At 48.0% G+C, this 26,780-nt stretch carries 29 protein-coding genes, 1 other RNA gene and 2 pseudogenes; 3 read left to right on the top strand and 29 right to left on the bottom strand.

The annotated features are described in order from the left end of the window. The first annotated feature begins 63 nt into the window (after nt 1–63). Entirely contained in the window at nt 64–528 is a 465-nt protein-coding gene (locus ACXAFJ_RS08385; protein WP_475324088.1) for an Lrp/AsnC family transcriptional regulator, read from the top strand. A gap of 94 nt (nt 529–622) precedes the next feature. Here ACXAFJ_RS08385 and ACXAFJ_RS08380 read toward each other — a convergent pair. From ACXAFJ_RS08380 to ACXAFJ_RS08365, 4 genes and pseudogenes are all read right to left on the bottom strand, one after another. After that, nucleotides 623–787 (bottom strand): annotated as a pseudogene (locus ACXAFJ_RS08380) (sugar transferase); the annotation flags it as partial. 11 nt (nt 788–798) lie between these two features. After that, nucleotides 799–1,548: pseudogene (locus ACXAFJ_RS08375) on the bottom strand (DUF6923 family protein); the annotation flags it as partial. A gap of 152 nt (nt 1,549–1,700) precedes the next feature. Further along, entirely contained in the window at nt 1,701–2,561 is an 861-nt protein-coding gene (gene tesB / locus ACXAFJ_RS08370) for an acyl-CoA thioesterase II (RefSeq protein ID WP_475322736.1), read from the bottom strand. Between the two features lie 45 nt (nt 2,562–2,606). Beyond that, nucleotides 2,607–2,918: an MGMT family protein gene (locus tag ACXAFJ_RS08365; RefSeq protein ID WP_475322735.1), complete on the bottom strand. Its 312-nt coding sequence runs from the start codon at nt 2,916–2,918 to the stop codon at nt 2,607–2,609. Between the two features lie 175 nt (nt 2,919–3,093). Here ACXAFJ_RS08365 and ffs point away from each other — a divergent pair. Both ffs and ACXAFJ_RS08355 read left to right on the top strand, forming a co-directional pair. Next, an RNA gene (ffs, locus tag ACXAFJ_RS08360) (signal recognition particle sRNA small type) lies at nt 3,094–3,190 on the top strand. A 382-nt stretch (nt 3,191–3,572) separates the two neighbouring features. Beyond that, nucleotides 3,573–4,529 (top strand): hypothetical protein, encoded by a 957-nt coding sequence (locus ACXAFJ_RS08355; RefSeq protein WP_475322733.1) that lies wholly within the window; start codon nt 3,573–3,575, stop codon nt 4,527–4,529. Between the two features lie 83 nt (nt 4,530–4,612). Here ACXAFJ_RS08355 and ACXAFJ_RS08350 read toward each other — a convergent pair whose 3' ends face one another. The 25 genes from ACXAFJ_RS08350 to ACXAFJ_RS08230 all read right to left on the bottom strand — a co-directional run bounded on the left by ACXAFJ_RS08350 (nt 4,613) and on the right by ACXAFJ_RS08230 (nt 26,775). Further along, a complete protein-coding gene (locus tag ACXAFJ_RS08350; protein WP_475322732.1) occupies nt 4,613–6,760 on the bottom strand; it encodes a phage tail protein in 2,148 nt (715 codons plus the stop codon). Next, nucleotides 6,753–6,968, bottom strand: a complete 216-nt coding sequence (locus ACXAFJ_RS08345; protein ID WP_475322731.1) for a hypothetical protein — start codon at nt 6,966–6,968, stop codon at nt 6,753–6,755. The genes ACXAFJ_RS08350 and ACXAFJ_RS08345 overlap by 8 nt, the downstream gene beginning before the upstream one ends. Continuing rightward, nucleotides 6,949–7,164, bottom strand: coding sequence for a hypothetical protein (locus tag ACXAFJ_RS08340; protein WP_475322729.1), 216 nt, complete (start codon nt 7,162–7,164; stop codon nt 6,949–6,951). Before ACXAFJ_RS08340 ends, ACXAFJ_RS08345 begins: the two co-directional genes overlap by 20 nt. 8 nt (nt 7,165–7,172) lie before the next feature. Next, the gene (locus ACXAFJ_RS08335; protein ID WP_475322728.1) at nt 7,173–7,922 is read right to left on the bottom strand and encodes a phage BR0599 family protein; all 750 of its coding nucleotides are present in this window, start codon (nt 7,920–7,922) and stop codon (nt 7,173–7,175) included. After that, nucleotides 7,909–9,552 carry a hypothetical protein gene (locus ACXAFJ_RS08330; RefSeq protein WP_475322726.1) on the bottom strand — a complete coding sequence of 548 codons (1,644 nt, stop codon included), beginning with the start codon at nt 9,550–9,552 and terminating at the stop codon, nt 7,909–7,911. Before ACXAFJ_RS08330 ends, ACXAFJ_RS08335 begins: the two co-directional genes overlap by 14 nt. After that, on the bottom strand, nt 9,552–10,418 hold the full coding sequence (locus ACXAFJ_RS08325; protein WP_475322724.1) for a hypothetical protein: 867 nt from the start codon (nt 10,416–10,418) through the stop codon (nt 9,552–9,554). Before ACXAFJ_RS08325 ends, ACXAFJ_RS08330 begins: the two co-directional genes overlap by 1 nt. Next, nucleotides 10,418–11,305 (bottom strand): hypothetical protein, encoded by an 888-nt coding sequence (locus tag ACXAFJ_RS08320; RefSeq protein ID WP_475322723.1) that lies wholly within the window; start codon nt 11,303–11,305, stop codon nt 10,418–10,420. The genes ACXAFJ_RS08325 and ACXAFJ_RS08320 overlap by 1 nt, the downstream gene beginning before the upstream one ends. Before the next feature lie 8 nt (nt 11,306–11,313). Continuing rightward, complete coding sequence (locus ACXAFJ_RS08315) at nt 11,314–14,286, bottom strand: tape measure protein (RefSeq protein ID WP_475322721.1); 2,973 nt, start codon at nt 14,284–14,286, stop codon at nt 11,314–11,316. A gap of 19 nt (nt 14,287–14,305) precedes the next feature. Further along, nucleotides 14,306–14,632 (bottom strand): hypothetical protein, encoded by a 327-nt coding sequence (locus ACXAFJ_RS08310; RefSeq protein WP_475322720.1) that lies wholly within the window; start codon nt 14,630–14,632, stop codon nt 14,306–14,308. Between the two features lie 8 nt (nt 14,633–14,640). Then, nucleotides 14,641–14,970 carry a hypothetical protein gene (locus ACXAFJ_RS08305; RefSeq protein WP_475322718.1) on the bottom strand — a complete coding sequence of 110 codons (330 nt, stop codon included), beginning with the start codon at nt 14,968–14,970 and terminating at the stop codon, nt 14,641–14,643. A gap of 69 nt (nt 14,971–15,039) precedes the next feature. Beyond that, nucleotides 15,040–15,957 (bottom strand): phage tail tube protein, encoded by a 918-nt coding sequence (locus ACXAFJ_RS08300; protein WP_475322717.1) that lies wholly within the window; start codon nt 15,955–15,957, stop codon nt 15,040–15,042. Between the two features lie 11 nt (nt 15,958–15,968). Next, a complete protein-coding gene (locus ACXAFJ_RS08295) occupies nt 15,969–16,400 on the bottom strand; it encodes a phage tail terminator protein (protein ID WP_475322715.1) in 432 nt (143 codons plus the stop codon). Beyond that, nucleotides 16,400–16,816, bottom strand: coding sequence for a gp436 family protein (locus ACXAFJ_RS08290; protein ID WP_475322713.1), 417 nt, complete (start codon nt 16,814–16,816; stop codon nt 16,400–16,402). The genes ACXAFJ_RS08295 and ACXAFJ_RS08290 overlap by 1 nt, the downstream gene beginning before the upstream one ends. Before the next feature lie 10 nt (nt 16,817–16,826). Beyond that, nucleotides 16,827–17,243 carry an HI1506-related protein gene (locus tag ACXAFJ_RS08285; protein WP_475322711.1) on the bottom strand — a complete coding sequence of 139 codons (417 nt, stop codon included), beginning with the start codon at nt 17,241–17,243 and terminating at the stop codon, nt 16,827–16,829. Nucleotides 17,244–17,370: 127 nt separating this feature from the next. Next, complete coding sequence (locus ACXAFJ_RS08280) at nt 17,371–18,270, bottom strand: Mu-like prophage major head subunit gpT family protein (protein WP_475322710.1); 900 nt, start codon at nt 18,268–18,270, stop codon at nt 17,371–17,373. A 4-nt stretch (nt 18,271–18,274) separates the two neighbouring features. Further along, on the bottom strand, nt 18,275–18,661 hold the full coding sequence (locus ACXAFJ_RS08275) for a hypothetical protein (protein ID WP_475322709.1): 387 nt from the start codon (nt 18,659–18,661) through the stop codon (nt 18,275–18,277). Beyond that, nucleotides 18,661–19,770 carry a phage protease gene (locus tag ACXAFJ_RS08270; protein WP_475322708.1) on the bottom strand — a complete coding sequence of 370 codons (1,110 nt, stop codon included), beginning with the start codon at nt 19,768–19,770 and terminating at the stop codon, nt 18,661–18,663. The genes ACXAFJ_RS08275 and ACXAFJ_RS08270 overlap by 1 nt, the downstream gene beginning before the upstream one ends. Before the next feature lie 36 nt (nt 19,771–19,806). After that, the gene (locus ACXAFJ_RS08265; RefSeq protein ID WP_475322706.1) at nt 19,807–20,595 is read right to left on the bottom strand and encodes a hypothetical protein; all 789 of its coding nucleotides are present in this window, start codon (nt 20,593–20,595) and stop codon (nt 19,807–19,809) included. 53 nt (nt 20,596–20,648) lie between these two features. Further along, nucleotides 20,649–21,482: a hypothetical protein gene (locus tag ACXAFJ_RS08260; protein ID WP_475322705.1), complete on the bottom strand. Its 834-nt coding sequence runs from the start codon at nt 21,480–21,482 to the stop codon at nt 20,649–20,651. Between the two features lie 163 nt (nt 21,483–21,645). Next, nucleotides 21,646–22,104 (bottom strand): phage virion morphogenesis protein, encoded by a 459-nt coding sequence (locus tag ACXAFJ_RS08255; protein WP_475322704.1) that lies wholly within the window; start codon nt 22,102–22,104, stop codon nt 21,646–21,648. Next, nucleotides 22,104–22,841, bottom strand: coding sequence for a phage head morphogenesis protein (locus ACXAFJ_RS08250; protein WP_475322702.1), 738 nt, complete (start codon nt 22,839–22,841; stop codon nt 22,104–22,106). The genes ACXAFJ_RS08255 and ACXAFJ_RS08250 overlap by 1 nt, the downstream gene beginning before the upstream one ends. A 17-nt stretch (nt 22,842–22,858) precedes the next feature. Next, entirely contained in the window at nt 22,859–24,448 is a 1,590-nt protein-coding gene (locus tag ACXAFJ_RS08245) for a DUF935 domain-containing protein (protein WP_475322701.1), read from the bottom strand. Nucleotides 24,449–24,469: 21 nt separating this feature from the next. Further along, nucleotides 24,470–26,026, bottom strand: a complete 1,557-nt coding sequence (locus ACXAFJ_RS08240) for a terminase large subunit domain-containing protein (RefSeq protein WP_475322700.1) — start codon at nt 26,024–26,026, stop codon at nt 24,470–24,472. Continuing rightward, nucleotides 26,023–26,598, bottom strand: a complete 576-nt coding sequence (locus ACXAFJ_RS08235) for a DUF3486 family protein (RefSeq protein WP_475322698.1) — start codon at nt 26,596–26,598, stop codon at nt 26,023–26,025. The genes ACXAFJ_RS08240 and ACXAFJ_RS08235 overlap by 4 nt, the downstream gene beginning before the upstream one ends. 9 nt (nt 26,599–26,607) lie before the next feature. After that, nucleotides 26,608–26,775: a hypothetical protein gene (locus ACXAFJ_RS08230; RefSeq protein ID WP_475322696.1), complete on the bottom strand. Its 168-nt coding sequence runs from the start codon at nt 26,773–26,775 to the stop codon at nt 26,608–26,610. Nucleotides 26,776–26,780 lie beyond the last annotated feature (5 nt).

The following is a 26,780-nucleotide window of genomic DNA, read 5'->3' as shown; positions in this document are numbered from 1 at the left end:
AGGAGAAAAGCTTTGCTATATTTTTCTAAATTTCACCAAAACTAAGAAAAATTTTCTATGAAAATGGATTTAGATAAAACAGATTTCCAACTTCTTGCGCTAATTCAGCAAGACAGTACATTGTCTCTGCAAGAGCTGGCCGATGCGGTCAACCTCACCACCACACCGTGTTGGAAGAGGATCAAGCAGATGGAAGAGCAGGGTGTAATAGACAAACGCGTCACTTTGCTTAACCCAGAAAAAATTGGCTGTGACTTTACCGCGTTTGTGATGATCAAAACCATCGATCACTCAGATACTTGGTATCGGGAGTTTGTATCTACGGTGAGTGAATTTCCACAAGTAATGGAGTTTTACCGCATGGCAGGCGAGTACGATTATATGATGAAGGTGATGGTGGCGGACATGAAGCAGTTTGATGCCTTTTATAAACAGATGGTCAATACGGTCAAAGGATTGTCGGATGTCACCTCTTCGTTTGCCATGGAATCATTAAAGTACACGACAGCATTTCCAGTGGGAGAATAAGAGCGCTCGAAGCCGAAGCGAAACGAGAGGGAACCACAGCTCCGAGCGCATGTTTTAGGTCTATAGACCCTTGTAGACAATATTTTTCCTCCTCTTATTGGCCTCGGCCATCAACCATGACCTTCAAGGTTTTCCACATGATGAAGATGTCCATGGCAATCATGCTACGTACAGAGCGCATAGAGAGGGCGTAGCTATGGTCAAATGCAACTTTGCGTCGAACATCATCCAAACAAGTGTCGTAACCTTGGTTGATTTGAATAGTTGAAGGCCTTGAGCAAAAAAATCTGCACTAACGTCTGCCTGCGCTAGATTATCGTAATCAGACAGGTCAATCCTGAAAATTTGCCCATCACTGTTTCTTGATAGGTAGTAGTAGCCATCGACATCAAAGTAACCCGCGCCAAAGGTACCGGTGACACCAGTATCTCCGATGTAGGTTTCTACACCGGTTTCGGTGCTGATTTGATACAAATAACCGGTTCGGTTATCGACAGCATACAGTTCTCCATTTCCGGGATGAAAGGCCATGTCGGTGAGCTGTATTGTCGTTGAAGTAGAAATCTGAACAAACTCAAGAGTGGCATTAGGGTCTGAATCTAAGGGACTTAAATCTGTTTTGAATAACCCTTTTCCAGAGCGGTATAGATAGTAAACATGCTCAAAAACATCACCGACATAGAATGTATGGTCGGTTGGTAGACCATTGACGTTCAGTTTCTGAGCTTGGAAATCACCGCCGACTCTTACAAGTTGTTTGTTTGTCGTGTCGTAGCCATAAATGTACCTGTCGTCGAAATCAAAACCGACAGCGTTAATATTGGCATCGAGTCCGGTATCTGACTCGAGTAGACTGGTTCCACCCGTCACAAGGTTTACTCCGTAAACTTGGACTGGGCTGGATTGAAATAAGTAAGCCTTACTAGGACAAGTCTCAAAAGGCACGGCTTGAGCTTGTCGAACAGCGAATAGGCAAAGAAGCGTTAATACTACTGAAAATTGGGTAATGAATCTGGACATGGTATGCCTCCCGGTCAACTAGACACTAGGAGGCAATTTCTGAACCAATTTTAATAATTTGATTTTTAAAGGTATTTTTATTATTTTCAATTTGATAAGCGAAACAATAAATCAAATTGAGAAATGATGATTCGTACCGAGTAACTTATTAATTATTCGGTAGAACGCATGACCCCTTCTTGAACTGCGCTAGCGACTAATTCACCTTTTTGATTAAAAATTTCCCCTCGGACCAAACCTCGTCCATTGCTCGCGCTTGGACTGTCGATAGCAAACAGTAACCATTCATCCATTTTAAACGGACGGTGATACCACATAGAGTGGTCTATGGTGGCAACTTGAAGATTAGGGGTCATCAAGGTTACACCATGAGGGTGAAGAGCTGTGACGAGGAAACCCCAATCCGACGCGTAACCCAATAAATATTGATGGATAAGTTGGTTGTCGGGCACTTTACCATCAGCCTTAATCCATAAATATTGCTTAGGTTCTTCGACATGTGGTTTTAACGGGTTAACTAACTTAACGGGGCGCATTTCAATTGGTCTATCGCCACAGAAGGTGTCTCGAAGCTTCTTAGGGAGCTGATCCGCAATGGCACTGACTAATTCTTTCTCAGATTGAAAATTCTCTGGCCCCGGAATGTCGGGCATAGCAGATTGGTGTTCAAACCCTTGTTGTTGGCCTTGGTAAGACGCGGTGAGATAAAAGATGGGTCGACCATTTTGAATGGCTTTAACGCGGCGTGTACTAAGGCTACGGCCGTCTCTTAGATTTTCTACATCATAAATAATGGGCAGTTCAGGATCGCCAGGGTGCAAAAAATAGCTGTGAAATGAATGCACAGTGCGCTCGTGATCTACGGTGTAATGCGCCGCAGACAACGCCTGACCAATAACTTGCCCGCCGTACACCTGTGGCAACCCTAAATGCTCGCTTTGCCCTCGAAATAGTCCTTGCTCAATACGCTCTAGCTCTAGCAATTCCAGCAGTTCTTTCAATGGCTTATTCATGTTACATCCCATTTAGAGTATTTATTCAAACGCGATCACATTAACTTAGTTACTTTGCGGATTCCAGCGATAGCGACGAAGATTCACTCTACCAGTATCAGATACTTCAATACCATCAGCCACTAGTGCACTGCGCTGGCGATTGAAGCAGTCACCCTTGAGAGAAATCTTGCCCTGGCTATTGATAATGCGAAACCAAGGTAACTGGCTACCTTCAGGCAAATTTCCTAACGCCTTTCCGACATGCCTTGCATATCCGGGGTAGCCCGCCATTTTGGCAATTTCGCCATAGGTCGAGACTTTTCCCTTAGGAACTTTGTGAATCACAGTAAAAATTTGAGCTAAAAAGGCGTCCATTAATCCGTATCCATGCAATGTGTTTATAGACGGTATGCACTTGAAAGCGCGCAATTCTTCGGCATTCAATCGCTAATAGCCTAATTTATCATTGTGTTCACTTGCAATGGGGGGAGGGATGTTTAATAATCCCCGCACGTTATCGCTTTAGCGCATAACAACCAAATTATGGAGGCTCTGGTCCTCTCGCAACGATAGCTCGTGAACTCGGTCAGGTCCGGAAGGAAGCAGCCGCAGCGTGTGACTCGTGTGCCGGGATGTGGCTGGAGCTTCCACCCTTATGTAGCCCGTCGCGTGAAATGGGATAAGAATTCGGATAGTTTGAAATGAAAGGACTGTTTCAAACTAAGCGTATTCTGTCAATTCGAATGTTATAGCCTCACTCACCATTGTGCTCTGTCCAGAAATCAATTAGCTTACTTTTAGCATTTATCTGAATTCCATAGACTAGAGTCTATATTGTTAATTTGTAAACCCCAGCTAGAGTTCTTTCTTACTTGTTTCTGGTCAAAATCGGCTAGCTTTCTATCTGACTGCGCCAAATGTTCAGCAAACAACCCCAGTACAAAATTTCAGGGTCAGGAGCTTTTACAAAGTCCAGATCTCGTTAGTTTCTTTATCCATTTGTTAACTATTATGAGAAGGTTCCAACTTATGCCTTATAACTACGATTACGATCTACCAAAGCCAAAAAACGACGTGAGTTTTGAAAATTTGGTAAAAGACGTGTTGAACGACGGAAACACTGATGGCGAAAGGTATGTTATTTTCGGTAGGAAAGGGCAAAGCCAATTTGGAGTCGATGTTAAAAACAATACGGCAAAAATTGCAGTTCAATGCAAGTGCAAAACCGAATCAGGCAGACTTTTAACTATAAAAGAAGTTGATGAAGAAATAGAGAAGTTTGAAAACGGTCCGTTTCGGAAGCCCCCTGGTGAACTTAAGCAATATGAAGAGTATATGATAGCTACAACTTCTCCAGTATGTGCATCATTGCAGTTACATGTAGATGAGCTTCAGGACAAAAAACCTTACAATATTTCGGTTCTCTTTTGGCCTGATATTGTTTCAAGAATACTCGATAGCAGCACTTTAATGAAGACGTACTATCCCGAGATGGGTCTATCCGAAAAGAGTTTGTGTGAAGACAACGAGTTTTGCGATGAAGATATTAAAATAGCTGATGAGATTTTGGATTGTTTTATCGGACCTCAACAACAACATCACTCGGGTTTCTTTCTAGGTTCCTTTGCATATGTACCAACATCTTTTCCGACTCTTTATATAGAAGGTGTGGAGGGTTTCTTAACGCGAAAATTTCGATTTGATAATAAGGATTTGAACAATATAGTTCAAAATCTTAAAAGAAATGTCCGAAAGTTCTTGGACCAATTTCATTGTTTGTTTGAACGTGACGACTCAAATTTCAAAGTTATGAAACCTACGGACCCAACAGATTTTCATCAAAATAGCGTTTATGAAAAAAAATTGCAGCAATTACTATTTTTGGCTGAGCAAGTGCGACCAGTTCTCCTGAAATTTTTAGAGGACAATCGATACAAAAGCGATAAACGCCAAGCAGTAGTGGACTACTTTCTCTGTGATGAGTAATCAAACTTCCTCGAGTTTTACTGAGTCTCTTCAATTTCTATTTTGAATAATGAATATTCAATGATTTAAGACGAAGTTCAGCCTTAGTTGGGATACTTTGTCTTAAACACCCATTTAAACAGGTTTAAACAGTCTTTGTTATCTCTCTCGGTGGTGAGTCTGATTTCAATGTTGGTGACTGTTGCTGGTGCTATGGTTTCGGTGATCTCGAAGTTTGTGTTGGTTTGGTTGGCCGTGTGCAGTAGCTCATTTGTGTCTGCGTTGTAGACGTCAACTTTGGTGATTGTTCCTGGCTCGGCGACTCCGTTGCTATACCAGCTTTGCAACGTATCTTCGCTGGTGGTTTGGTTTAAACGATTTCTGTGTGACCATGTCACGTTGATGGGTAACGTTAGTTCGGCTGGCCAATATAGACCGTTAAATTTCACGTTGCATGCGTTGAGGGGTTTAAACGCTCTGGCTTTAACAGTTTCAGATACTTCTACTGCCTGATTAACTGGTAGCTCACCGCGAGCTGTTACGGTTATCGCTCGCGCTTTTACCGTCTCGCCTTCGACAAACTGCTCGTTGATTGCACTGCCATCTAACATCAACAATGGTGTACCACTGGTGTGCTCTTGTGGCTCTGTATCAAGTACCGCTCGAATGAGATTGACCGAGTTTGCTGTGAGACTGGTCAGCACGACTAGCTCGTTGCCAATTAGAGCCAGTTTAGGCAGCTTCCCATTGAGTAATTCAGGCGTCTGAATCTCGACCTGGGTGGTCTGTTTATTTAGCGAACCAACCAAAATACTTGCGGTGGTAAATCCTGAGCTTTCTACGAAGCGCCAAGCGTTAGAGTTATTGACATAGAGTTGTGCGTTAAAGCTGTCACCCGTGGGTTTTTTCCCAAGCCACGCTAAGTATCCTACATAGTCGGGCAAGTTAGCCAGTTCACCTACATCAAGGCCTGTGGCGAGTAAGTAGTAGGGAAGCTCAAACAAGTCTTGTGTGAGGACAGGCTGTGGCTCTGATATTGGGCTCGTCCAATCACTCGGTGGTGGTGGGGCGTAATTGCCAGCGGCTGCGACGAATACATCTTGCATAAGTTCGAGCCTAACTTCTGGGTTTACCATACTTCCACGGCGTTTCTTTTGAACGCGCATGATGTGGTTAATCCCCGCGTTCTCGAAGACCACGCGAATCACATCACCAGGTTGATATTGAGCGAGTGTCGTATCGCCGTACACCTCGCAAGTGAGCATTTGAGCGGATAATACCTTTAGCTCTCGCATTGCAATTTTATAGGCGAGCTGACCATCTGTGATTAGCGGCATGTTGGTACTTTCGCCAACCGTTCGACGAGTTGCGTTTACCAGAGCTGAATTTATGGCAGTGACAGAGGCTTTGTCGTAGTTACTTGGGTTGGTGTAGTTGAGTGTTAATGTGTTGATGATGTCTGCATTACTTCGTCTGCGAACGTTGCGTACTTTTGAAATATGGCGACCATCGAGCACAGGTAAGGTTGTTGAATTGTAGTCGTCACGCGCCAATTTAATGGTTACTTTTCCGCTGGCTTCGTCGGTAAAAACATAACCGTTGATGTAGCGGCACAAGTCTTTGATGACATCATTCACTTCGCGTTGTTGATTCCAAAAGAAATTAAGCCCAAAACCTTCAGAGTAAAGCGTATCGGCAGCGCGTTTAAATCCCGCGTCATCAATGTCTGAATTGCCCACGCCCCATTCAGGACACTCTATAAGTTCGTGAATAATGTGTGCGGGGTTGATGCCGTTAGCCAACTTGGCTTTGCCCGCATACCAAATCGTTTGGCCGTCCCAGCCAGTTAAAAAACGTTCAGCCTCAACCGAGACCGGTGCGGGGTAGGGAGAATTGCCCATGTACACTTTACGCCACACTAGGCTTGCAATATGGCGATAGGCGCTGACCACACGCTGCCCGTTGATTACTTGCCCACACCGGCTTGCTAGATAATCATTAACTCCCTGGTTTTGTGCTCCGAGCATTACGTCAACATGGCCAACCACGCCACCGGTTTTATCCTCTGGGCCAAATAGATTTGGCTGGGATATGTGAATACGAGCATTGCTGTTCGCATTGCCGCTCCATGCCACTTTCTCGCCACACCAAATTCGTCGAATGGCGTCAATTGGTCCGTGGCAGAGTGAAAGGTGCTGGCCCCAATACCATTTGCGGGCGACGACTTGTGGTGAACTTTTAGGCTTACCCATGTTTGTGTTGCTCCATAAAGCGCTGAACGTTGGCGGTGATAATAGGGTCGTTTAAAGCCAATAAAGTGTGGCAACTGAGACCGTGTTTAACAAACTCAGTCCAATCTAATTGATAACTGAGCGCGAGCACCCGAGAGCCCGAGCAACATAGTCCAAGGTCTGCCAGATCGCTTGCTTTGATTTTCAGATCATCGTTTGACTTCGACATAGTCCAAATCTCCCCACCAATAAAGAGTTGGATCTTTGATTTGCACACGGCCAAAGACAACCCCGAGGGGCTTGCCCTCTTCAACTACTGGCGATTTTGGCGTTTGAAATTGTTGCTCAGTTGGCTCAGCTCGATTCATGGCGCGATAGGCCAAAAAGATACTCAGTCCAAATGTAATCGTGGCTAACCAAATCATGAGAACTCCTAGCGGTCGATGGGGTCGCCCTGGTATGGGTTTTTTGTGGGAAGATTAACCGCACCACCAAAGTTTGCAGCATTGTTGAAACGCTTGTGGCAGGTCGCAAGCGTCCTATCGCAACCTTTTGCTAAATAGACTACGTCACCAATCGCAAATTGGGCTGGATGCAGCAACCTAAGCTGAGTTGTGCTGAGTTGCTCGGCAATAAAGTAATGGTCAAGGTCTTTGCGTAGACGTCCAAATTCATACTCTAAAGACAAAGCAACGTTTAGTGTGATGACATCTGCAAAGACATCGGTCACTTCAGCGGCTTGCTCAGTGATTACCTTTCCGCATTTTCGGCTGCCTAAGTTATAGCGACACAAACGCGTAATGGTTTCATTGAGCCCTGTGACTTGCAGCTCAGTATGTAGTGGCTCCAATTCCACCACCACAAAGCCATCATCCCACTTCCCAGCCATTATTCGGCCAGTAAATACCGTGGCATAGTCGCGAGCATTTTCGGAGCGATAAATCGTAATTTTCGGCGCAATGTTGAGCGGCGGGTTAAGCGCCAAATTTGCCAGTTCAGAGCCCGCAACAACGCGAAAGCTGGTACTGGACTTTAACGGGTCTTCGCTTTGCTCAATGGCGGCCTGCCTATCGATGGCCAGTGGCTTGTATATCGCATTTTCAAATAGCACGTCCAAGTTTGAACTGGTAAAGCGATATTGAGTGTTGTGGACTTCAACTTTATAAAGCTCAATCACTGCCATGAGGGATCTCAACTAGGTTTAAGCTCACTGTGAGCCGGTCTTTGTGATACACCATCGATACGTTGTCTGTACTGGCCCTCATCTTAACTAAAAGTGCACTGCTGATAAGCGCGTCAGGTTCAACGGGAGTGGTATTAGTTGTATTTAGTTCTAAGATTTCATGGCCACTTTCCTCAAGTCCTTGGCTTTTTGCGTGTACATACACTGTCCCATCATCCCAAACCAACCGTAATTCACCGCCGTTGATATAGCTTTCAAAATTCAGGTTATGGATTTTCAAACGATTCCGAGAACATGAGTCTGCTAAACGAATTTCGTTGTGAAATGTCGGCCACCAAAGCGCATTTAAACGCCCGTTTAAATGCCATAAAAATTGCTTTAGTTGCTGAATCTGAGTTTGGCCCTGGGCTATGAGCTCTACTTTAGCCGTCCGTCTTGAATAAGACTGATTAGCAAGGTGCTGGACTATCCCAGACTCAGTGGTTTTTTCAGTGATATTAAATTGAATCCTATCGGCAACACCTGCATTTTTCCCGAGTCGTTGAGTCAACACCGGCAAGCCTAGATGGCGCTCTAACCAAGGAAATGTCGTCCAATCACCCGCTGAAAAATGAGGCGGGTTGATGTCGGTAAACTCAATACTGGAGCTCATCTGTGCCCCTTGCCTTGTACTTTTCAGCCCGTTTTTTGAAATGCCGTAACTAGTTGGCATCACCTGCGCATTCTGAAATGCAATAGATAACGGTTTTTCCAAACCAATCTGGGTGGGTGATACGCTCGCAATTTGATGCACTTCGAAATGCAAATCCGACTGATAAATCAGCACATACCCACCAACAAAGTAACTCTTATTGTTTGTGCTGAGTTCGAGTGTGTTAGAACCCTTATTAGCGTTGATATTTGACGTACTTTCGAGCCAATGTGGGAGCGCAATTGGGTAACGACCACCACCGCTGAAGGTTGCCAAGGCGCGGCTTAGTTCGGGCGCTGGATCTTGGTGGCGATAGCTTAAACGTTGGATAGGGTATTGACTGTTTTTAAGGCGCTGCTCGCCATCAAAGGTTTCAATAATGGCAGTAGAAAATGCCCATGATTGCTGCACCGGATAAGTTGGCCGGAAGTGCCAAAGCACAATGCGAGTGCCTTCAACACTGACTGAGGCCCGTGCGCCACCAAATTGCCAATCAAACAGCGCATCAACATTAAAATCTACGTTACGCGAAACATGCAACGTGTAGTCCCAATGTCCACCATAGGCCGCTAGGCTGTCTCCAGCTGTAGCGCCGTCCAATGTTAACCCGTTGTCTTTCTGTTTTACGATCCGATTCAAAGGTAACGGAGTCTCAAACGTTGACCATATTTCAATAGCGTGGGAAGACTCGCCAGTAATAAAGCCTAGGTCGATATGTTTTGGGTTTACAATGAGTGAGTTTTTGAAGTCCCGCTCCCAAAAACCCGTACCTGCGACTTTCCCTGTTTTTGTTGGTAACACTTCGATACTGCTGCTGAAGTGAGAAGCTACACTCGCGATTGTAGTTTGAGCGTAAGTACCAACTCTAGCGGGAGTCGGAAATGGCGGCTCTGGATAAAGCCCGGCAAAAAATCGGGCAGGTAAGGCGTAAGCAACCATCAATCACCTACGCTGCCGCGAAATGCTAGCCCATAACCGTTAACGTCTCGGTGATTAAAAACAAACCATTTTCTGCCTTGGTAGTTTTGGGTATCACCGGGACCATAAAATTTTGTTGAACATATTCTAATAGAATCAGATGCAGCCATTGGGACGTGCCGACCATCACCGCGGTCGCATGTTAAAATTAAGGGATAGAAAACAGCCGTTGCACTTGAATCAAAAAAAGACTGACGAACAGCGTTCCTATCTGTGCTAAATCTACCAGCATTCGAGCTCGGCGCAGAAAAAACCTCCGATATCTCTGTTGAACCAACAGCCTTCCAGGTTGCTGTTCCACTCTCGAGTATTGCCCCACCGCACCAATCTGGATAATCCCCCGCTCGGTGGGTGACTGACTCAAATGGATAAGTGGGGTAGCTTAAATGACCTTTTGTTGTTGTGTAATAGCAATACTCCTTGGCGGAAAAATCACCAACCCCTCTGAGAATAGCTGTCCCAAAAGGAAGACAACGTGATGTTGACTGATTTACAGAACATACGATGAAATAATCAGCCGAACATATTATATGTAGCTTGCAGGGGAAAATACGTCCATATGAGCTGTGTCTTCCTGGTCGTGGGAATAGAAAACCTTCCACATTCTCAAATGTAACTTGAATTGAGCTTTGGGGACTGCCATATGCGTTGGCGTAAGAAAAACTGAATTTTGCTACCCAGCTACGAGCTTTATGAGCGACTTGAAACGAGCCTGGTTCATTATTGCTATCAAGCGTCCATTCTGCGTTCGGAAAAGAGTCTATGAACGTGGATATTGCTGTGTTGTAGTCTTCAATGTTATTTACTTCATAAGATCCATAAGCCATTAAGCCAACTCCCATGCCATATAATCATTAAAGCCATTTCTGTATATATTTTGGATAGCAAGCCAGTTTTTCGCATTGGCCAAATCTTGCAACAAAGTACCGTTACTTACTCTGTCTCCACACATATAGAAACACCCGATAAATTCGCCAATCGCACCTTTTGAAGGGTCAAGAATACTTAATTGCTCTAACCATGAACCGCCGTTATTGTAGTTCCCCCCATATCCAATAGTTGACATTGCTGAGTATTGGGTCGGAAAAGTTGCACCGCTATTGTTCCACCAAGAACCATCAAGCCAATAAATGGACCGAGGATTATTCCGCATACATTGAAAACTTGAATATGAGTTACCTTGGTCTGACCATCTTCCGCTCTGATTTGTACCCTCACCAAAGACTGCTAACTGTCTTGGCCAATGCCCCAAAGAGCAATACGAACGCAACTTACCAATGTACCCAACGTGCGAAGTGTTACCTGCCCCGACGTTGAGCCAAAATTTGATATGGTCTTTATCAAGGCAAATCAGATAGTCCATTGGGTTTTGCCACGCATATACAACGTGAATAGGAGACATTTCAGGCTGAGTTTCGAAGGTGGCACCGGCAGAAAATAATGGTGATGCATACATCAAAATGTTGTAAGTATCATTGGTCGCGTTGAAGTTGGTTTTAAAGCCAACGACTATCGATTCTTGCCCACTTTGCCCAGTTGATTTGAGAATCAGCTCATCAACACCTTCGGCGGGTTTGTGAGCATCAATAGGTGCTTGTGTCCAGCGTTGTACCGTCCACCCGTTTGCAACGGCGAAACCCCGCAGTTTATCTATAAAGTCTCGGTGATTGGCTACGGCATTGCCGTCTGCAACTTTGCCTATTTGAAAAGCCATTGTCTCTCCTAAAAACTGTTTTGATTGCGTTTGACGATCTCAACCACTCGCTGCTCACCGGCATCGGTTTGCAAGTACGCATCGAGTTGAGATTCGTTATCTAAGAAGGCGACATGCACCGGTGATGCGGCCACATTGACGGCCGGTTGGCCACCGTACTGCATCGCTAATTGTTGTTGCTGGCTTTGCTTCATTTGTTGCATAACGCCGACCATCCAGCGGAAATTGTCCGATTGCTGAGTATTGAGCACCATTTCATCTTTCTTAAGTAAATAGGTGCCTTCGTTGTTGGTGGGTACGCGCCATAGGCCATCGTGCGCCTGACCGGCAATGGCTTGGCCTGCGACAATACCGATACTCGAATAACCCATGGTTCGAACAGCCGCTGATAAGGCCAAGTTGGCTGGGTACGGAGCCGCAGCCATCGCTTTAACCGCAGCTTCTTCGGTAGAGACGATCATTGCTGGAATGGCCGCTAGCTTTTGCGCGGCAAAAAGCGCACGATACAGCCCCGAATTTTCTTTGCCGGTTTGTTTTAGAAAGTTCGTAGTGATTGAGGCTTGAGCAACGGTAAAGTCTAAAACATGTTTAACCGCGGCCTCTTGTTGATTCCGGCGTTCTTCTTGCGCTTTTCTTTCGATTTCGCTGAGTCGCGCCTCATGCTCAAATTGAAGCATTTCACGGTTTGCAAAATACTCCTGCATTAACGCGTCTTGCTGCTCTTGATTACCGGTAGCTTGCTCGAAGGCTTCTTCAAACTGACGAGCGTGGCGCTCTAATCGCTCTTGGTGAGCAAACTCTTCACGGGTTCGCTCTTCTTGCTCTGCATTGGCGGCAATAGCCGAACGCAGCAAATAGGCGTGGGCAATGGCGTCGGACTCTTCATAAAACGCATCAATCTTGCTGGTGTCGGTTTCCTTTTTATTGAGGGCATCAAGGCGCTGCGCTTCCAAAATGAGGTTTTTGGCGAGCTCTTCGTTTACCCCTTTCAGCGCGCCGTTCTCCAGCTGCCAACGAATCTTGGCCGCTTCACCGGTTACGTTAAACAAGGCGACTTGTTCACGCAGAGAATCTAAGCGGTCTTGCGCTTTTTCGTTCATCTGCTGCTCGGATTCTTGCTGTTTTAGTCGAGTGCGCACCAGATCTATCTCGCGTGCCTTGTGTTTGAGTTTGTCGGCCAATAGTGGGGTGATGTCAGTCAGTGCGCCGTGCTCTAACTCGAAGTTGATTTTGTTAAGCTCAGACTGATTGCCCATCAGGGCCAACTGTCGCTCAAGCTGCTGCAAGCGCTGCTCACCCAAGTCTAACATTTTGGGATCTAAGGACTCTGATTCATTTTTGTTAGAGTCTGGCTTCGTCTGGGTCTGTTTTAACTTCGATTGCAAAGCAACTAAGTCTCGCTCAGCTTGTGCAAGCTCTCGTTGGATTTCGGTTGTTTGCTCCGCCGTTTCTCTTGCTTCTTTGATTTGGCGTTCACGCATTTCACTATTACTTTCGGTAAGCCGTTGGAATAGCGAACGTTCAGGCGCAGGGGCGAGAGCAACTTTGCGGTACTCTTCGCGCAACTCTGCAATCTTTGTTTTTTGCTTTTCTATTGCCGATTCGATACGAGTTGCACTGAGTGCATTCATTCTGCCAAGTAGCGCATCAACTTCTTGTTTCAGTCCTTCAGTATCTTGTTGGGAATCACGGGCTTTCAAACTAAAGTAAGCCAAAGCACCTGCGGCCAGCATCACCACACCCGCAGGGCCACCCATTAACGCCATAGCACCGGCACCGGCGCGCGCGACAACGTTCAAACGCGCTTGTGCAGCGGCGAGTGTGTTGGTGGCAGCGGTGTGCCTGGCTTTGGCGGCGCTGAGTTGGTCTTCAATACGGGTAGCGGTAACTGCGCCAATCGCCTGCTGGCGCTGAATTGTGAGTTTGTGTATTTCGGCTTGGGTTTGCGCCAAGGTCGCTTTCGTGCCATTGATGGTGGCTAACATACGTTGGCGCTCGGCTAGGACATCCGCCATTTTGCTAGCAGTTAAAGACGTAATCGCAGTGACACCGCGCGCAGCAGCTAAGGTAAGCGATAAGCCAATCACCGTTGAAACGGTATCAGCATTCTCGGCGAACAAAAGCAACGCACCGTTGGCGGCACCGAGCACGGGGGTGAGGCTGTCATTGATGGGCTGCTCGTAGGCCAGCACGGTTTGCTGATAACTGTTTCTCAGCCCAGCGTAGCGAGCATTGATGTTACTTGCGGTGCGCTCAGCGGCTCCGTCGTAGTCATCAAGCGCGGTGATTAAGGTGTCTTTGAAAAAGTCAGCGGTGATTTGGCCATCGAGCATTAAGCGCCGAAATCCACCGGCTTGCAGTCCTGCGGCTTTATCGAGTTTGTTGAGCAGACCTGGCAAGGGCTCAACCACTTGGTTGAGTTCTTCAGCACGCACTATGGGTGAGGCAAGGGCTTGGCTTAAACCATACAAGCTCTGTTCAAGTTGCGCGCTGCTGGCACCGGTTTGGCTTTGTGCGTCGCTCATGCCCTCAAAAATCGCGCGCGTTTCAGATAGCGATAACAAGCCACTTTCTTGCAAAGAGGCCAATCGCGCGTAATTGCCCGCCATACTGGTGAGTACTTTGTTGTGCTCGGTGGAGGTTTGAATCAGGTATTGCTCAGTTTCGGCCCAGGCTTGGCCATCACCCACTAAACCAGAGATTTGAGTGCGCATGTCTTGGTATTGGGCTAGGGTACGCGTGGCATCGCCTGCGGCGGCCATGGCAGAAAAACCACCCACGACGGCAATGGCTTGATTGCGCAGGCTAATGAGTTGGTTATCGAGCTGGGCGGTTTCGCGTTGTAACCGGCCAATCTGCTGACCACTGGCGTTCGACGTGTGGCCCAAGTTGCCCACGGCTTTCGACGCTGCGCCCACGTCCGAAACAAAACGGCCGGTTTTGGCATCAAATCTGAGTGAAAACTGTAGGCTTTGATTCATGCTTAACCTTGCTTTTCGTTTAACGGTTGTTGTTTAGCTCTTCGGTAGCCACTTGGGCGATCAGTTTGAGCTGCTGATACTCACTTGGAATAACTTCACGTCCGCTCATCTCGGCATCGGCTTTCACCGCTTGGACATCCATGCCCATACACACGCCGTTTTGCCATTTCAAAAAACCTGGGATAGACAACCACCACTCAAAAGCGTTGTGGTTTTCTTGCCACAGTTCGATGAGCTCAGGCACTCGCTCCGTGTCTGGCAGCGTCGCGCCCCAACTGGCCAATTGGGCTTGAAACTCTTGCTCATCACTGGGTGAGCTGGCGTTACTGTTGATGGCCGCGCGCACGGCCTCGGTTAGTTTTTTTGAGCAGCCTGCCCTGAGCTGGCTTGCATGTAGGCATTAAGTACCGCAGTAAAGAAAAACTGGTTATCCGCAGCGAGTGCTTTGTTGGCGTCGCTGTATTCGAATGGTTGGCCGTCTTCGTCAGCAATATCACTCCATCCAGTCACCACGCGTTTGAATAGTTCGGCATCACCGGCGCGTGACAGCTGGGTGAACTCGCTGGATGAAATCAGCTCTAAATCGACGGTAATGGGGTGCTCGATAATCTTGCCGTTATCAGTTGGCAATTTGATCACCGTGGGCCAGTTCTTAACATTTCGGACTTTGGTAATTTTGAACATGTGCTAACGCTCCAATTGAGGGAGTAAACCCGCGTTTAAACGCGGATTTAACCCCGTGTTTAAACCGAGTTACTGATTGAAAAAGGCGTCGCTTTCGCCAAGCAGGCGCAGCGGAATCGAGTAGGTTTGCGTGCCGTCCTGGTCGCCGTAGCTCGGGCGGCCAAATTGCACGCGAGTCGAGCCCCAACCGACTTGGTTGTTTTTGGCTCCGTTGCTAAAGCTAATGGCGTGCTCGCTGCCAGCCTTAGCCAACGCAAACGGGTCAAACGTGGCTTGTGCGGGCGCTTCAATCACTAGGGTGGCCGTTGGCGCAAAGTCACCAATTTGCACCTCTTCATGGCCCACGTATTCTTGGTGCGCGACTTGGTTAGCTTGGTCGTACTCAAGCGAGATCATTTTGTAAGCGCTGCCATCGATAGTGAATGCGGAATTCTCCACCCCCACTTTGAGAGGCGTCACCCAGTCGGTGTAATCTGGCGTTGGGTGGGCGCTGGCCTCTGGCATGGTGAGTAGGCCCGTGAACTTGAATTTCAGGCTTGGGAAGCTCTTAGCACTGAGCGCCATCGAGAGTGAACCACGCGCACCCGATACTTTGTGCAGCGTTCCCGACTGATAGAAATACAAGGTCAAACTGCCAGTGGAATCGGATTTAATTGAGTACGTGGTTTTGCCTGCGGTGCCATCGTGGCTGGCGTCTCGTAAGCAGGATTTCATTAAGTCCGACCAAGGCGCGGGCGCGCCAGGTGTTTTGCCTGGTGCAAAATCCACCCCGAATTCAACCTCAACATAGGCTTCGGTCATGATTTCAGGTGAGTTACCCAGTTCGCCGGTGTCATAATCGAGCGTTTGGGATTCCCCCGCTTGTGGCGTGATGGTGAACTCGCGGCCCAGGATAAACTTGAGCGGGTTTTGCGCGGTAACGGGGTCAACGCCGTAGGTGGCTTCAGGCAAAAAGCCGATCAACATCTTCTTTGATTTACGTGCCATCGTATTTTCCTCTAATAGCTGAGCTGGTCTTCGGTGTGCTCAGTGACGTAATGTTCAAGCCAGCTTGCGCGGCCAGTAGAGACAGATAAAAGCCGGCCACTGCCAAGCCAAAACGGCTCGTGTTTTGGAGTGGGGGAACGGCCAAAAAGACGCGCGCGAATCGCTGTACGCAGCGCATCAAAATCTTGGTGCTTGCCATTGCGGGCATCGGCAACGATCACAATGCCTATGGTGTCAGTCACGGCCTGCAAATAAGGCCCAGTGCCACGCACATCGGGTTGTGGGTTACTGGCCATTTCAATCACAAATACAGCTGGTGTATTGATGGTGCTTTTACTGTCGAGCTCTGAGAGCGCGATTAGCTTTTTCACACTGCGAAACGGGCTTTTAGTGCCTTGGTGGTCAGCGCGAATCATATCCACGGTCGCATCAAGCACACTCATCAGATAAACCCTTTGCTTTTATCGCGAGCAAACACACTGCCTGCACTGCTGAATTCGGCGGTGTTGTTACTGCTCGGCGCTTGGTGCTCGGGCAGCCCCAAACTCAGCTTGCCGGTGCCGACATTCTCCAGGTACTTAATGGCGGCTTGGTAACGTCGCGCCGCTTGGTGTTCACTGTCGAGCACTTCGTCATATAAGTGATAACGGGCCATGTCGGCACACAGACGGACTAGAACAGCGGGCGAGCTTGACAAAGGCAAGCGATAGCGGCCAGCGAGATAGCCATTGATTTGCGCGGTTGCATCTTCAATGGCCTGACTAATTTTGGTGGCGTTAGGAGCGCCGTCATCCATAGTCAGCTCGATTAGCTCGTCAATGCCAAAGCGCGTCTCTAAATCTGTTTGCGTGCAATACATGGTTTGTGACCTATTCTTGCTCGTTTAGCGCATTGGCGGCTTGGTACTCTTCCCACAAAGTGTCGCGCTCGGCAGCTGACAGGGGTTTACCCATCAGTCCTTCTAGCGCAGAGACTTGTGGTTTGCCGCTACCGGTGAAGTGGTCTTTGTTACTCGGGTCAAGCTGGGCCAGCGCCGCTGCAAAGGTTAGATCGCCAGATGTACTTGACGAAACCAGCACCCCTTGCGAGTCGTTACTTGAATTTGTTTCCGGTGCGTCGGCTTCGGCTGCTGCCACCACCAGACGCGGGTCGGCTGCAAGCTGGGCCAATTGGGTGTCTGAAATGCTGCTCGCGTCAAACAGGTTTTCCCCGTTATCCAGCGCCAAGCCTGCGCGGCGGTAGCCAGAATGTGCAGCACTAATGATGAGAATTTGCGTACTAGGCATAACATACTTTCTCCTGAAGAAGATAGGGTCCTGAAAATAAGGCTCTGAAGACAGGGCGAGCGGGTCGCCCTGGCATTCGAACGATGAATCGTGTGGTTTGGGTTAGGTTAGTGTCTTAAGGCAACGACTACGCTAACCAGGGCACCACATCGACTTCGACGGCTTTGTAATTCGGGTTGCTGCCACCATTCGCTAGGCGCTCGACTTCAATTAGCGCTTTAGCAGCGGCGCGATTGCTTGGGCCAACCACTAAGCGCACCGGCTTAATACCTAACGGACGGCCTTCGTCGCTTTTCAGCTCCATCATGGCTTGCACGGCTTTATCAAAGTTCACCGCGTTCAGCTCCGCTTTAGATGCAAACGCTTGTTGCCAGAATGCAAAGCCCCATTCCCCTCGACCGTCTACGCCGTAGAGGTATTCATCGGCCATAAATACATGATCCGACTCGCCAGAATTGGTTTTGGCTTGGATGTCGTAGTCTTTGCGTTTTTGGTAAATGAACGGCTTAAGTGGTCGGCTTGTATCCATCAAGTACCAAGCGGCACCCGCACCGGTTTGCATGTTGGAGACGCTTTCCATCTCGCCCGTTTCTGGGTTTTTGACTGGGTGGTCAGTATCAAAGAAATTTTGGCCATCAAAACACTTAGTGGTGAACCCTTTCGAGAACAGTTCAAACAGCATTTCGTCAGGGTGCGTAGCCGCAGCATGGCCCATTTCTTCGTACAAAGGCATAAACACGCCGTATTGATCATCTTCAATATGATCACTTGGAATGCCGACTGTGCTTTCGTACTTCTTGTTTTTAAGCGAGTAGTCGTGGCCGCTGAGTTGCTTGATTTGGCGCTCGCCAATCCACTCGCGCAGTTTTGGAAATTCGCCAAGCCAGGCATAGGTTTCCGTACCTGTCGTCGATTGAACCATGGTGGCGTAGTTGCTCCACAACGGAGTGTAACCACTGCGACCTTGAATGAACGCGGTGCGAACGGCTGTATAAAGGGAACGCAATGCGGAAGGTGAGATATTCATCTAACTAGACTCCTGCCTTGACCCAAACGCCATCTTCATCCACTTGAGTGATGATACCGGCTGGCGCGCGAGTATTAGTTGAACTGCTCACAGACAAGGTACGGGCACTGGCGAAATACGCTTGGCTGCCGACATGGCTGTGATTGATGTCGCCAGCGTTGGCGAACTTAACTTCGGTGGCATCGACTTCGATTTTTACCTCGCCATCGGCCAAGTTTGGTGACTCGGTAAACTGGGGTGCAATGCCCACATAAGTGGCGGCGTTGGTCGCAGCGCTAAACCCAACCGCCAAACCAGCTAATAAGAAGACAGCGTGACCAGCTTCAATCAGTTGATTGGCTTTTAGCGGGTAGCCGCGATGGGTGCCGATTCGTTTTGCAATTGAGCTCATTATTTCGCTCCTTTTGCTGCCAAAAACGCGTCTTTGTCTAGACCACAGGCGCTAAGCACGGCGAGGTCTTCGTCAGACAAATCGGTGTTTTCAGTTTTGGGTGGTTGCTCTTTGGTTTGCTGAGAAGATAGAGCCGCGATAGCAGGGCGCTTTTCCAGCATGGCGGATAACGCAGCCACACCTTGTTTTTTACCCAAGTTCGTTAAGTAGCTGACTTCGGCTTCTACAATTTTGCCTTCTGCTTTGGCTTGGCTCACCAAACCATCAATCTGCGAGCCTTGCGATTCCGCAGACAGGGTTGCCACGCGCTCTGTTACTCCACTGTAAGCTTGAGTTAAGTCGGCGTTTTCAGCTGATAGCGTGGCGACTTGCATCTCCAGCTCGGCAGATTTATCCGCTTTGGTCTGGAGCGCATCCAGAGCGGACAGCGCGGCGGTGGATTGCGCCTCGCTGAGTTCGCTGCCGTCGCCAAGCTCAATACCGAGCTTACCTAGCAGCTGTTTGAGTAGGTCATTCACAAGGGAATCCTCCGTTTGACCGTTGATAGAAATGGATTTGTCGTGAGCGTAAAGACTGAGATTGAAGTCAGCGGCCAGCTTGGCCAGTGGCTCCATACCGAGCACCCCAGGGTCATTAGTGAGTGCTGCCATGCGCAATGAAAGCGGGCGGCCTTTGGCGTCATAGGGGAAAACGGCAGACAAAAAGCCGTACTCTTTGTTACTGATAAGTGTTTGTGCCTGCTCGGTAAACTCGGGCTTGATGTATAAGCCTTGGCCTTCGCGCCATTCAATGTCGGTGGCGTTTAACCAAGCCGCTGCTGGAACGGGGCCATTTTGCTCGCGGGCGGTGAGGGCTTGGTGGTCGTAATCAATGAGAATTTTGCCAGCTTGTTGCTGGGTAGCCGTAATCATGTCGGCAGCAATGTCGGCGTTTAAATGCCAATAGCCGGTTTCGGTATCGTGTGGGCGACCGTCTCGCGCTTTAAATGCGCCAGCTGGCAGCAGCTGATACCAGCCGTCTGTGTCGGTGGCCAATTCTGCACTGAGGATGGCAACGGATCCCGTTGCAGCAGAGAGAATGGCTAAATTGATGGGGTTTAAACGTTTCATGCCCACCATAATGGCGGGCATGAAGGATTGAGCAGATTAACCTGGGTTGGTGTTCGAAATTTCTTTTAAACAGGCGGAATATTTTTGGGTATGTTTCTGCAAGCAAAATTCATGAGAGTTGTTTGGGATAGGGGTAAACGAAAACAGTTCAGTCAGTATTTGCTCCGTAACGAAGAGCTGTTCTTGGATTGACATACGTTTTCCATCATCGCGTTCACGTTTTTTATTGATGGCCATATAGCCTGTCGAATCAGTTAGTTGAAGTTCCTTAAACAAGTCTGCAATTTCAAGTTCGATACCCATGTTGATAGCCTCTACTTTCCGTTCATGATGGATATTTTCATCTATGGCATCCAGATGTCGTTCAACAATTTTGATACTTTCTTTAGAGTATCGATAGTCGCCTTCAACGCATTTTGGGAAAAAGAGCTTATGCATTTTTAACGCATCAGTTTCTTTTAGCCCGTATTCTTCCCACTTATGTAGTTTCAAGTACTTTAAGAACTCTTCCTGATGCTTGTAATAATTAGCAAATTGATTCTGAGATTCAGCTACTGAAATTTGCCTCGCGGTTTGTTGAGAACGATGTTGAATAGCCATTAAACCAACAACAGGTAAGACAAAGGCTGCAAAACCAAATGGAACTCTCAGGATTTCAAAAATGAGATAATTAAGCCCTGTTACTGAAAGGTCCCAACTAGTTGAGGTCGAGGCAAGGCCAATTGCTAGCAGTATTAGAGTGAAGAAAATACGATATGACCATATCAGCACTTTCTGCACATGGGGTAAATTGAAGAAACTTTTTTCTGGGGAATTTGTGTTCATTATAAATTATCTTTATTGGGAAATATATTAACTCGATTTTCAATTCTGTTTTTTCAGTACACCTCCTTTTGAGATCTAGACCTTTCGCCAAGGTAGGCTTGATAGTGAATGACTAACTTGTCTAAATCAAATGAAGGAGGGTTGGATGCGTATGAAAAAGAAAAAAGATCTTCAATTAACCTAGAAGCACCATGCAAGTATTCTTTTGTTGTAACAGCATCCTTTGTTTGAATATCTCTAAATGAAACAACTGCACGATTGAATTCTTGCTGTTCAACACCCAGTTCCTCGAAAAAGTCTTTTAGTCGACCAACTACATTGGTGTCAGTTTCGCTCTTCTCATACCTAGTGTTAATTACTGAGAGAATCGACCTAATTTCGGTGTTCACCATATCGATCGCATGTTGCGAGTATGTGTAGATACCTTTGTCACTCTCAGGAAAACAAAATCTATGTAGCGTCGCAAAGGTTGAGGGGCTTATTCCATGTCTATCCCAACCACTGTCCTTCAGATGTTTACAGAACTCCTCTCGATGTTTGTAGTAGTTGGCAAATGTATTTTGCTCTTTGGTCAGTTCCATCTGAAGGCTGGTTTGTATAGAACGATGTTGGACTGCGCATAGGCCGAGGATTGGTACAAACGCTGCAATTATCCTCCAAGATAATTCATGAACGAAAAAATAATACTTATGCATATCGACCAAGTCTTTAAACGGGCGCTCTATCGGCTCTGCAAGCTCAATGCTCCTAAACATCGCCACTACAACTAACCAAATCATAGTGAAAAATGGTATGTAAAAAAGTGGATGACCAAAGAAGCTCGAACCATAAGTAATGGTAAAGAGCCGCAAAATTTTGCTTCGAAGTACATCTAACTTTTTGAGCATTAATCTAGCCTCATATTTTCAAAGAGATAGCAAACAAGATTCTACTTAACATGCCAAAGGTGTTTAAACCCTGTTTAAATCTTTCTGAGAGGTGTTTAAACATTTTCAAACGTGCAATGGCACTCTTTGAACAGTTAAACGCGTTAGAGGACGATACAGCGCGTTAACCTTCCATAAGATGGTCTGACAGAATATGAGCGATTTCTTCCATATCTGAATCACTCACTCCCAACCAGGGGCGCGCCGGTATCGCCGCGTTCGATGGCTTCATATTCGGTGAACCGCCAAAGTGATGAATGGCACCGTATTCAGAGTTAGTGCCAAACGTTAAGCCTTGTGGCTCGACTTGATAGTTGAGTGAGCGCGACAAGTGCCGGTTTAGTACTAAGACAAGATCCGCATGTTTCTTTTTTCGCTTTTGGTATTGGGGGGAGAGCGGTGTCCATGGAGTACCGTCTGGGGACTGTTGTTTGTCCCAACGCTCGTCATGGCTTAACAACAGATGCTCGCCAATGTCTCTCAATGCGGGCATGAGGTTTTGGCCACGGTTGGCAAACTCTTCTATATGGGCTTGGATGGCTTCGATTTCGCTGGCACGAATCGAAAGCTTAACGCCTGCCATTAGTTGTTATCTCCCAATCGTTCTGCCAGTGGTCGCTTCCTTGATAACACTTTGCGAGTGTGTTCTGTCAGCTCTGCACTGGTGGTGGGCACATAATCAAAGCCTGGGTCGATGCCCTTTGGTACTTGATGCACTTCGCCGGTTACTTTGTCTACCCAGTCATAACGCTCAATGACTGGGGCTTTACTCACGGTTAAACCTTTACGCTTTAGGTCTCGTTCACTCAGCGAGAATTTTTTACAGCCGCATCCATAGCCGTTGGTTGGGGTGTGGGTCTTCCACCACGGATCATCAATCGGCAATACTAAATTATGCCAGGATAAGTGATCGAGCCTTGGATGCTCAGAGCCGCTGTGTTTGTAGATGGCATAAGGCCGCGTGGCTTTGGTGGCTTGCATTTGCTGCTCACGGCCTGCGGTGTAGCTTTGTCTTAAGTTGGTTTCGTAAATGACTTGGGCGCGCCAACTCGGCGTGCCGTTGTATTCCCAACCGTGTTTGTTAACGATGCTATTAAACGACTGTTTAAACCAGCTTAAACTTTTGCCTTCCGATATGGCTTTATCTACCGCAGCGCGAAAGTCGGCGAGTAAATCTGTCTTCATGGCTCCTGCAACCATAAACCCACGGTCATGGGCGTGCTGCCATAAATCGGCCCAACGCTCAGTGGGCACATTGTGCTTTTGCCTTAAGTACGCAATTTGCTGTTTAAACGGCAGGCTGCCGTATTCGACTTTCATTATCTGCCCTTAAACTCTTAGCTGTCCTTAAGCTCGGCTTCGTCTAGCCCTGCCAGCTCGGCGGCGGCCATGGCCAGTGCCATCACGTTGCCCAAATCAGCAAACTCGATTTCTTTGTCGAGTGCCAAAATATCTTGGCTTAATTGCTCCAGGCTTGTGGCGTTCTCGACCAACTCGCGCACACGGTCGGTCATTAAGTCCATCAAGCCACCCGCTTCTTGTTGCAGCCGCTCGGCTTGGGTTTTGGGTGTGTCGCGCTCGGCGGTTACTTTGTTTGGGTTGCTGGCATCACTTGCGCTGAGTTCTGCTGTGGCGTGCTCTGGGTTGTTTGGTTTAGGCTGTTCTTTGCTGGCTTGCCCGTTAGACAGTACTGCTTCGCCTTCTTTGGCTTGCGGTATTTGGGTTTTCTCGTGCGCCCACTCCAACGGAATTCGCATCCCTAACCCAACCAAAGATGGTAGGGAGGTGGCGAGTTGCTTGAGATCTTCCGGCTCGGTTAAATCAAACTCAAAGCGCGGGTGGCGGTGTGGGCTTCGATAACTTGCACCGTTAAGGACATAAAGAGGGTAAACGAGATCACGGGTTAACGTGGCCGCGATACGCTTTAAATCAAAGTCTCGAATTTCTTCGCGTACTTCATTGTGCACCGTGCCCAGTGCATTGGTTGAGGTTTTGCCATCCGCTTGGCTGGTGAGCGTACCGCCTAGAATCGCTTTGCTCTGCGATTTTTCACACCACGACATCATGGCCATAAATGGATCACTGGCCCCGTCGGCCGCTTTTTCAAACTCGATTTCCATGCCCTTGGGAATGATGCCACCGGCATTGTGGCCAATGCTCATCACGGCTTTGAGCAGCGTGTATTTCTCGCGTTCGGTGGCTCCGTCAGGGTATTTACCAATGCGCAGTGGCAAGCCGTAAATTTCTAAAAACTCGGCTAAGTCGCGCACGCTGTAGTTCTTAAACAGGAATGGCCACGCGAGCACACGTACTAAACCACGTCTATCCAGATAGCCTGATTTGGCTTTGCCGTAGTGGGTTATCCAGCCGAACGGTTGAAGCGCTGCGCCTTCATGGCTGTTGTCTCTGAGCCTTAATTCATTTCGATTCTCAGGGTGGGTTTTAAACCAGGATGGATCGCGAAAATCGTACCCTGTGATGATGTGGTGTTTCTCTTGGAACTGCCACTTTAGCTCTAATGCAGCAAAGCCCTTGAGCAAAGAATCACTCATATCAAAGATGGCATCGTCAAGCCAGGTAGCATCTTCAATCAGCTCTTGCAGCATATCGGCATCACGCTTTTCTTGGGCGGTGGCGTTGCGCGGTGGGGTAATCACCCAGTCCTGACCAAGCAGCGCCATTTTGCGCTTTGCCAATTCGCTTTGGATGTGCGCGTCTTTTTCTTCCATGTCTTCGGCAAGCTCACATTGACTCACTAAATCATGGTGCTCGGCATTTTGTAAAATGCCTGCTAGCTTACGTGGATTCAGCCCGCTTGAGGGATGGTCGGCGTAATGGCGGCGCAGCTGGGCGAGTTTGGCGTCATCCGTTTGCTGCTCTTTTAAATCGTTGGTGCCGATTGGGTTGCCGTTGATGTCTACAATCATGGTGGTTTCCTTTTCGCGGGTTTAGTAGCAACCGCTTTCTATACCGCTGAGTAAGTCGTCGTCTTCGTCCAGTTTGCTGGCTTTAGGCAGTGCGGTGAACTCAATGGCGCTGCCGCTCATCCAGCTGGCACGCACGGCCATCACTAAACCAATGGCAAAATCACCGTGGCGCTGCTTGCCGTCTTCACCCTTGTTTTTGCCTTTGTCGATTTTGGGAATGCCGTTGATGACTTGAATTTGGTGCAGGTCGTCTTTGCAGTCTTCGGTGCGCGGTATGGTTAAGTTCTGGTCTTCAAATTCCGCTTTAAGCTTGGGCATCCACTCTCGATACCAAGGGTCATTGAGCATGACCTGGTCAACCATGTCAGTACCGTAGCGAAGGGCAGCCGATTCGGCCAAGAATCCGCCGTTACCGGTAGCATCAAACGCTAGGCCGCGTTTACGGGGCAGGGCATCACACAAGGCGATCATGATTTGGCGCTGGGCCTCATAGGTAAGGTTGCGCAGCTCCACCACGAACGGCACAAATTTGGATAGGTCTTTGCGAATGGCCAGCGGTACAAAGATGGACAAATCGCCTTTGCGGGCGAAGTCTTCCCCAAATGCGTGAGACAGGCTTTTGTCGAGTGTGTCTAAATGCGGGCTGAGTACGTGATCAATCCAGCCCTGGATATGCACTTTTCTTTTATGCTCTGGCCATTCCATAAAGCCTTGCGGCGCTTCGCACGTAAGTACGGGTATGCCTTGTTGCATGGCGGCATCAATTAACACACTCTGAATGTATTGGCCTGCGCTGGCCTTGGGCACGCAGTAATATTCTTCTAGCGCATCATCTTCAGTGGCGGTGTCTTTGAGTAGATTGGCTTTCCATTCGTCTTCTTTTTCCTGTGTCCATTCTTCTTTGGCGCGCTGGCAAATGCGTTTGTAAAGCCCCATGCGGCAGGCATCGTCTAGGGTAATGGTGTGAATGGAATATCGCTTTTTTCCTTGACGGCTGTCGTTTATCAGCTGGTTAAACAGGTTTTGAACGCCGTTGTGGGTGCTGATTAAACGCACCTTTGCGCCCCACATGGTTAGGGCCAACGCAGCTTTGAGGACTTCGGCGAGCCTGTCATGGAAAGCCGCTTCATCAATAATAACGTTGCCCTGCATACCACGCAGGTTCGATGGGTTGGAGCTAAGCGCCTGCACCTTGTAGCCCGAGGCGAAGTAAACGACAAAGGTTAAAATGTCTTTGTCTTCATCGTTTAATACTTCTTCTTGAATTTCACCTGCGGCTTTATCAAAGGCTTTGGCCCACATGGCGACGGCATCGATAAACTCGCGCGCCATTTCTTTGTTCGAGCCAACATAAAATACATTGGTGCCGCCTGCGGTTTTGCTGGCACCTGCGGTTAATGCACTGTCTGCTGCTTCGGCCCAAGTGATACCGGTTCGACGGCTTTTCTCTGCAATCTTGAGCGGGCTTTTATCGGCTATCCAGTATCGCTGGTAAGGTAACAGCAGCTCATCAGAGCTGTATTCGTAACAAAGGTGGCGAATGGCCTTGGCTAGTGGTGAGGGTTCGAAGGTTCTCATGCCACACCTAAGATTTCGTTTTTAATTGATTGGATGCCCTCGGCCGTCATGCCTGCGGCTTTGGCGGCTTTCTCTGCTACGTCGGCCGCTTCTTCCGCAAACTGCTTTCTCAGCTCTTTTTCTAACTTCACGCTGCCGCTTTGCGCTTCTTGTAAGCGTTTAATCGCCAGCGATAAAACGGAGAGCGTTTTTGGATCGAGCGGTTTGTCGGCTTCCAGCGCGTTCATTTGAATTTCAAATATTTGGCTTTTACCAATTTCAATTAACGAGCGAGCAATATCGGTTTGCGGGACTTCACCAAACTCTTGCACCCATTGCTTGGTCAGGGTTTGCGCTTGTTGGTAGCGCTCCATGCCTTTTCTGAACTGCTGCGCATATCGGCTCATGCCATTGCGTTTAATGTATTCGCCATCGTCAGTCACACCGTGCTCAACAATGATTTCGTTTATCTGCTTGCGGATGTCTTCTTGCGACATCTTCTTTTCACGTAGCAAGATGTGCAGCTGCGCTTTGAGCTCTTCTGGTAACTTATCAATTTTGCTGAGCCGGTGTTTAGTGTGCGGTTTGCTCATATTGAATCCTTAGCCTTTTGGAAAGCACACGCGATGCCACACCTTAATGCGCAGTTTTAAGCGATGAAGAGCAGGGCGAAGCACGGGGCGGCAGATGAAAAAGTAACGGGCAATCAGGCATGTGATGACGACTGAGAGCACACACCACGCGAGCAGAAACAATAAAAATTCAATCATGCGGC

The organism is Vibrio sp. ABH4_348, from assembly GCF_056159765.1.
The sequence above is the reverse complement of the archived record's forward strand: the minus strand, read 5'-3'. Positions and strand labels throughout refer to the sequence as shown.